A 6,575-nucleotide genomic window follows, 5' to 3' on the forward strand; every position below is an offset into this window, starting at 1 on the left:
TGCCCAGGCTGACGCAAAGGCAGGTGTCTGATGGCTGCTCGCCTGAAGGTGACCCAGATCAAGTCCAAAATTAGTGAGAAGCAGAACCAGCGCGACACGCTGCGGAGCCTTGGGCTCCACCGCATCGGCGACGTCGTGGTTCGCGAGGACAACTCGCAGAACCGCGGTTACGTTCGTACCGTCGCTCACCTGGTCAAGGTCGAGGAGATTGACTAATGGCTGACGAGAAGAAGCCAGCAACCGAGAAGGCAACGGCCGCCAAGGCCGCTGCCCCGAAGGCCGCTGCCGCAAAGTCTGACGCGCCAAAGACCGCAGCCAAGGCTCCGGCCAAGGCAGCGTCGAAGCCCGCCGCAGAGAAGGCAACCGCCGCCAAGGCGGACGCTCCGAAGGCTGCAGCTCCCAAGGCCGCGGCCTCCAAGGCTGCCGCTGCGAAGAGCGACGACGCGACCGTTGCGTCGTCGGCCAAGTCGGCTCCGGCCGCCAAGAAGGCGGCCAAGCCCGTCGTCGAGGCGCGCCCGCAGGTGCTCAAGATCCACCACCTCCGTCCGGCTCCCGGTGCCAAGAAGGACCGCACCCGTGTCGGTCGCGGTGAGGGCTCCAAGGGCAAGACGGCCGGTCGTGGCACCAAGGGCACGAAGGCCCGCTACCAGGTTCGCGTCGGGCTCGAGGGTGGAAACCTGAACAGCATCATGCGCACCCCGAAGCTTCGCGGCTTCACCAACCCGTTCCGGGTCGAATACCAGGTCGTCAACCTGGAGAAGCTCGCCGAGCTGTACCCGGCCGGCGGAGACGTCACGATCGGCGACCTCGTCGCCAAGGGTGCCGTTCGCAAGAACGAAAAGGTCAAGGTTCTTGGCGCAGGTGACATTGCGGTTAAGCTGAACGTTGCAGTCGACAAGGTCTCCGGCTCTGCCGAGCAGAAGATTGTCGCAGCGGGCGGTTCCGTAAACTGAAGTCCCCGAGCGGATCGTTCGCTCGGTTGGCTTTCGTAGAGTAGTCGCCCAGGTGGCCCGAAAGGGCCACCTGCTTGCCCGAAGAGTTCAACCAGGAGGCCTCGTGTTCAGAGCCGTAGCGCGGATTTTCCGCACCCCCGATCTTCGCAAGAAGATCGGCTTTACGCTCGCGCTGATTGCCCTGTTCCGGCTTGGATCCTTCATCCCGGCGCCGTTCGTCAACTTCGGCAACGTGCAGGCGTGTCTCGCAGCAAACTCCGGCACGTCCGGGCTCTACGAGCTCGTGAACCTCTTCAGCGGTGGAGCCCTGCTCCAGCTGTCGATCTTTGCCCTCGGGATCATGCCGTACATCACGGCGTCGATCATCGTGCAGCTTCTGCGCGTGGTCATCCCGCACTTCGACACCCTCTACAAGGAGGGCCAGTCCGGCCAGGCTCGCCTGACCCAGTACACGCGCTACCTCACCATCGCGCTCGGCGTTCTGCAGTCGACCACCCTCATCACCGTGGCCCGTAGCGGCGCGCTCTTCCCGAGCTCCTCGGGCAACTCGGCCTGCTCGGCGCTCATCACCAACTCCGCGTGGTACGCGATCCTGCTCATGGTGATCACCATGACCGCCGGAACCGGCCTCATCATGTGGATGGGCGAGCTCATCACCGAGCGCGGCATCGGCAACGGAATGTCGATCCTCATCTTCACGTCGATCGCCGCACGCTTCCCCGGATCCCTCTGGGCCATCAACCAGTCGAAGGGCTTCGAGACCTTCCTGTTCGTGATCCTGATGGGCATCGTGATCATGGGCCTCGTGGTCTACGTCGAGCAGTCGCAGCGACGCATCCCGGTGCAATACGCCAAACGGATGGTCGGCCGGCGCACCTACGGCGGCAACAACACCTACATTCCGATCAAGGTCAACATGGCCGGCGTCGTTCCGGTGATCTTCGCGTCCTCGCTGCTCTACCTGCCGGCCCTGATCGCGCAGTTCAACCAGCCGGCACCCGGCAAGGCCCCGGCCGCCTGGGTCACCTGGATCACCGACAACCTGCGCACGGGCGACAACCCGCTGTACATGGCGCTGTACTTCCTGCTCATCGTGGGGTTCACCTACTTCTACGTCGCGATCACCTTCAACCCGGAGGAGGTCGCAGACAACATGAAGAAGTACGGCGGCTTCATTCCGGGTATCCGCGCCGGGCGGCCCACCGCCGAGTACCTCGACTACGTGCTCACCCGCGTCACTCTCCCCGGATCGCTGTACCTGGGCCTCATCGCCCTCGTTCCGCTCATCGCGCTCGGGTTGTTCGGTGCCAACCAGAACTTCCCGTTCGGTGGGGCGAGCATCCTGATCATCGTGGGTGTGGGGCTCGAGACCGTGAAGCAGATCGACTCCCAGCTGCAGCAACGGCACTACGAGGGTTTGCTTCGGTGACCCGGCTGCTCATCGTCGGGCCTCCCGGGGCCGGCAAAGGCACCCAGGCGGCACGTCTCGCGGCGGCCTACGGCATCCCGGCCATCGCCACCGGCGACATCTTCCGGCACAACATCGCCGACAAGACCCCGCTCGGCATCGAGGTCAAGGCGATCGTGGATGCCGGCGACTACGTGCCGGACTCCCTCACCAATGCGCTCGTCACGAGTCGGCTCGACGAGGAGGACGCCCGCGACGGCTTCCTGCTCGACGGCTACCCGCGCACCCTCGACCAGGTGTCATACCTCGACGAGCTGCTCGCGTCCAAGGGTCAGACCCTGGATGCCGTGATCCGTCTGGTCGCGGACCAGGAGGAAGTGGTCTCCCGGTTGCGCAAGCGCGCGATCGACCAGGGCCGCGTCGACGACTCGGAGGCGGCGATCCGTCACCGCCAGGAGGTCTACGCGCGCGAGACCAATCCGCTCATCGACGTCTACCGCGACAAGGGCCTCCTCGTGGAGGTCGACGGTCTCGGCGAGATAGACGACGTGAGCGCCCGCATTTCCGAGGCTCTCGCCGCCCGAGAGATCGCACCAGTCGTTTAGTGGCTTTTCGCAAGAGCATCTACAAGACGCCCGCCGAGCTTCGGCTGATGGTGGCGCCGGGCCTCGCGACGGCCGCCTCGCTCGCCGCGGTGCGCGCGGCGATCCGGCCCGGTATCACGACGCTCGAACTGGACAGGCTGGCCGAGGAGGCCATTCGTTCCCTCGGCGGCGAGCCCAACTTCATGAAGGAACCCGGCTACCACCACACGATCTGCTCCTCGGTGAACGACGAGGTCGTGCACGGAATCCCCGGGGTTCGGGTGCTCGAGGCTGGCGACATCGTGTCCATCGACAGCGGCGCGGAGCTCGGCGGCTGGAACGGTGACGCTGCGCTGACCGTGGTGATCCCGGATCCGACGAGGCCCGACGTCGTTCGGGAGCGTGAGACGCTGGCCCGGGTGACCGAGCAGTCGTTGTGGCACGGGATCGCGGCCCTCGCCTCCGCGCGCCACCTCAATGAGGTCGGTACGGCGATCGAGGAGTACATCGCCTCGCAGGGGGAGTACGGGATTCTCGAGGACTACGTGGGTCACGGGATCGGCCGGTCCATGCACGAGGAACCTCCGGTGTTCAACTACCGCGTGCGTGATCGAGGACCCCAGGTGAAGCCGGGTCTCGTGGTGGCGATCGAGCCGATGGTGACCCTCGGCGGCATCGACACCGTCACGCGGGGCGACGAGTGGACCGTGGCCACGAGCGACGGCAGCGCCGCAGCGCACTGGGAGCATTCCGTGGCCGTGCACGCCGGCGGCATCTGGGTGCTCACGGCGGAGGATGGCGGGGCCGCGGCCCTGCGCCCGCTCGGCGTCGTTCCCGTCCCGATCCCGTAGCCCCGCCCGCGAAGTCGCAAGAGACGGCTCGCCCGCAAACATGGCCGCCGCGGACAAAGCGGGCCGCCGCGCCGGCCCCGAATGTCCGTAACGGCCCCGTTCTCGGAGAAGTGGCGCGCAGGCGCCCCGTGGCACGAGGGGGCGGGAGAACCTGACGGGCGGATGCCGTGGAGCAGTTCGCGGCCAGCGGAAGCGAATTATAGGCACGGATTGGCAAAACGCCCGGGATTGGCATAAGATCGATCCTTGGTGTGTGCTGCTTCGTTAAAGCGTGCCTTTCGGCATGTCCGGCAACGGGCCGTGCTCCGCGATGCGGGGCGAGTGCACAACACCAATCCACCCGCACGACCAGCAAACAATATTTTAGCGACGAAGAGGCTATGGCCAAAAAAGACGGTGTCATCGAGATCGAAGGCGCAGTAGTCGAAGCTCTGCCCAACGCAATGTTCCGCGTTGAGCTGACCAACGGCCACCGTGTTCTTGCCCACATTTCGGGCAAGATGCGTCAGCACTACATCCGCATCCTGCCTGAGGACCGCGTGATTGTTGAGTTGAGCCCATACGACCTGACCCGTGGCCGGATCGTCTATCGCTACAAATAGGCCCCACCACGGAGCAGCTGCTGGAAAGTAACGGCCCTCCCGCCGCGTTCGCGAGAACGCCTCGAGGGTACGAAGACAGCGAGAGCAAGGAAAAACAATGAAGGTCAAGCCCAGCGTCAAGCCCATCTGTGAGCACTGCCGCGTCATCCGACGCAACGGCAATGTCATGGTGATCTGCAAGAACAACCCGCGCCACAAGCAGCGTCAGGGCTGATCGCGAAGGCCATTTCTGGCCTTCGCAGCCCTGACGCGGGCGACCGTCTCGGTCGCCCGGTCCGTTGGTCTACGCGACCGACTGGTTTCATACAACTGAATACGTAGTACACATGGCAACACCAGAACCGGCCGGCCGCATTCGCGGTCCGGCGGGGGACACCAGCGGCTGGAGGCCGCTGAACAGGTGCTGCTACAGACCTCCACTCACCACCAGGAGAAGCCACAATGGCTCGTCTAGCAGGCGTAGACATTCCGCGCGACAAGCGCGTGGAAGTCGCACTCACATACATCTACGGCGTCGGCCGCACGAGGGCCCTCAAGACCCTCGCCGACACCGAGATCAGCGGAGAGATCCGCGTCAAGGATCTGACCGATGACCAGCTCATCGCGCTCCGGGACTACATCGAAGGCAATTTCAAGGTGGAGGGTGACCTCCGTCGCGAGGTCGCAGCCGACATCCGACGCAAGGTCGAGATCGGAAGCTACCAGGGCATCCGTCACCGTCGCGGCCTGCCTGTCCACGGACAGCGCACCAAGACCAACGCTCGCACCCGCAAGGGCCCGAAGCGCACCGTTGCAGGCAAGAAGAAGGCCGGCCGCAAGTAACCCTTCGCGTTGCGGCCGCACTAGCGGCACCGACGGAAATGTAACTCGAGCTTTAGATCTCAGGAGAAATTCATGGCAGCACCAAAGGCGGCAGTTCGCAAGCCGCGTCGTAAAGAGAAGAAGAACATCGCTGTGGGCCAGGCCCACATCAAGAGCACCTTCAACAACACCATCGTGTCCATCACGGACCCGAGCGGCGCTGTTATCAGCTGGGCCTCGTCCGGCGGAGTCGGCTTCAAGGGCTCGCGCAAGTCCACCCCGTTCGCCGCTCAGCTTGCTGCGGAGTCCGCGGCTCGCCAGGCGCAGGAGCACGGCATGAAGAAGGTCGACGTCTTCGTCAAGGGACCCGGATCGGGTCGCGAGACCGCCATCCGTTCACTCCAGGCCGCCGGCCTCGAGGTCGGATCGATCAACGATGTCACCCCGCAGGCGCACAACGGATGCCGCCCGCCGAAGCGTCGTCGCGTCTAACCATCTTTTCGCTGCTCGGCGGCGCGGCGTGCTGCGTCGCGCTGCCGGGCTGGCACGCCAGTACATCACTTTCGAACACAACTCAATAGACCGGCGGGCCAGCCACCCAGCCGAACGCACAAGTGTCAAATAGCGGACACTTCGCCGAAAGGAATCAACAGTGCTTATTGCACAGCGTCCAACTCTTACCGAAGAGAACATCTCCGAGTTCCGTTCGCGGTTCGTCATCGAGCCGCTCGAACCCGGTTTCGGTTACACCCTCGGTAACTCTCTTCGTCGCACCCTGTTGTCCTCGATTCCCGGCGCTGCAGTCACGAGCATCCGCATCGACGGCGTGCTGCACGAGTTCTCGACGGTCGCGGGCGTGAAGGAAGACGTCACCGAGATCATCCTGAACATCAAGGGCCTCGTCGTCTCGAGCGAGCACGACGAGCCGATCACCGCCTACCTGCGCAAGCAGGGTGCCGGCCAGGTCACGGCCGCCGACATCTCGGCTCCGGCCGCGAGACCGCGATCCGTTCCCTCCAGGCCGCCGGCCTCGAGGTCGGCTCGATCAACGATGTCACCCCGCAGGCGCACAACGGATGCCGCCCGCCCAAGCGCAGAAGGGTCTAGGCGCGAAGCGCCAGACCGTTCTTCCGGTCGAGTAGCGAGCGTCAGCGAGCGTATCGAGACACCTGCCACCACCGCGTGACAGGGTCTCGATACGGCCGCGAGCGGCCCACCCGACCAGCACAAGTTTCACGAACACAACTCAATAGAACGACGGGCCCGCCACCCGCCGCACGCACAAGTGTCAAATAGCGGACACTTCGCCGAAAGGAATCACCAGTGCTTATTGCACAGCGTCCAACTCTTACCGAAGAGAACATCTCCGAGTTCCG

Annotated in this window: 9 protein-coding genes and 2 pseudogenes; all 11 read left to right on the plus strand. The window is 64.5% G+C overall.

Translation table 11 applies throughout. The features are described 5' to 3' along the window. Nucleotides 1-30: 30 nt before the first annotated feature. Nucleotides 31-216 carry a 50S ribosomal protein L30 gene (gene rpmD / locus ACHZD8_RS17680; RefSeq protein WP_097060176.1) on the plus strand — a complete coding sequence of 62 codons (186 nt, stop codon included), beginning with the start codon at nucleotides 31-33 and terminating at the stop codon, nucleotides 214-216. Next, entirely contained in the window at nucleotides 216-953 is a 738-nt protein-coding gene (rplO, locus tag ACHZD8_RS17685; RefSeq protein ID WP_394771743.1) for a 50S ribosomal protein L15, read from the plus strand. Before rpmD ends, rplO begins: the two co-directional genes overlap by 1 nt. 103 nt (nucleotides 954-1,056) lie before the next feature. After that, nucleotides 1,057-2,382: a preprotein translocase subunit SecY gene (gene secY, locus ACHZD8_RS17690; protein WP_394771744.1), complete on the plus strand. Its 1,326-nt coding sequence runs from the start codon at nucleotides 1,057-1,059 to the stop codon at nucleotides 2,380-2,382. After that, nucleotides 2,379-2,966, plus strand: coding sequence for an adenylate kinase (locus ACHZD8_RS17695; RefSeq protein WP_394771745.1), 588 nt, complete (start codon nucleotides 2,379-2,381; stop codon nucleotides 2,964-2,966). Before secY ends, ACHZD8_RS17695 begins: the two co-directional genes overlap by 4 nt. Further along, on the plus strand, nucleotides 2,966-3,796 hold the full coding sequence (gene map / locus ACHZD8_RS17700; protein WP_394771746.1) for a type I methionyl aminopeptidase: 831 nt from the start codon (nucleotides 2,966-2,968) through the stop codon (nucleotides 3,794-3,796). Before ACHZD8_RS17695 ends, map begins: the two co-directional genes overlap by 1 nt. Nucleotides 3,797-4,176: 380 nt before the next feature. Further along, nucleotides 4,177-4,398: a translation initiation factor IF-1 gene (gene infA / locus ACHZD8_RS17705; protein ID WP_055811571.1), complete on the plus strand. Its 222-nt coding sequence runs from the start codon at nucleotides 4,177-4,179 to the stop codon at nucleotides 4,396-4,398. 97 nt (nucleotides 4,399-4,495) lie between these two features. Then, nucleotides 4,496-4,612 (plus strand): 50S ribosomal protein L36, encoded by a 117-nt coding sequence (gene rpmJ, locus ACHZD8_RS17710; protein WP_147783456.1) that lies wholly within the window; start codon nucleotides 4,496-4,498, stop codon nucleotides 4,610-4,612. 227 nt (nucleotides 4,613-4,839) lie between these two features. Next, the gene (gene rpsM / locus ACHZD8_RS17715) at nucleotides 4,840-5,220 is read left to right on the plus strand and encodes a 30S ribosomal protein S13 (protein ID WP_147783455.1); all 381 of its coding nucleotides are present in this window, start codon (nucleotides 4,840-4,842) and stop codon (nucleotides 5,218-5,220) included. 72 nt (nucleotides 5,221-5,292) lie between these two features. After that, nucleotides 5,293-5,691, plus strand: a complete 399-nt coding sequence (gene rpsK, locus ACHZD8_RS17720; RefSeq protein ID WP_394771747.1) for a 30S ribosomal protein S11 — start codon at nucleotides 5,293-5,295, stop codon at nucleotides 5,689-5,691. Between the two features lie 160 nt (nucleotides 5,692-5,851). Beyond that, nucleotides 5,852-6,193 (plus strand): annotated as a pseudogene (locus ACHZD8_RS17725) (DNA-directed RNA polymerase subunit alpha); the annotation flags it as partial. After that, nucleotides 6,184-6,306: pseudogene (gene rpsK, locus ACHZD8_RS17730) on the plus strand (30S ribosomal protein S11); the annotation flags it as partial. The pseudogenes ACHZD8_RS17725 and rpsK (ACHZD8_RS17730), both read left to right, overlap by 10 nt. Nucleotides 6,307-6,575: the final 269 nt, after the last annotated feature.

Origin of the sequence: Lacisediminihabitans sp., assembly GCF_043726815.1 — a bacterium.
In the GTDB taxonomy this organism is placed as follows: Bacteria; Actinomycetota; Actinomycetes; order Actinomycetales; family Microbacteriaceae; genus Lacisediminihabitans.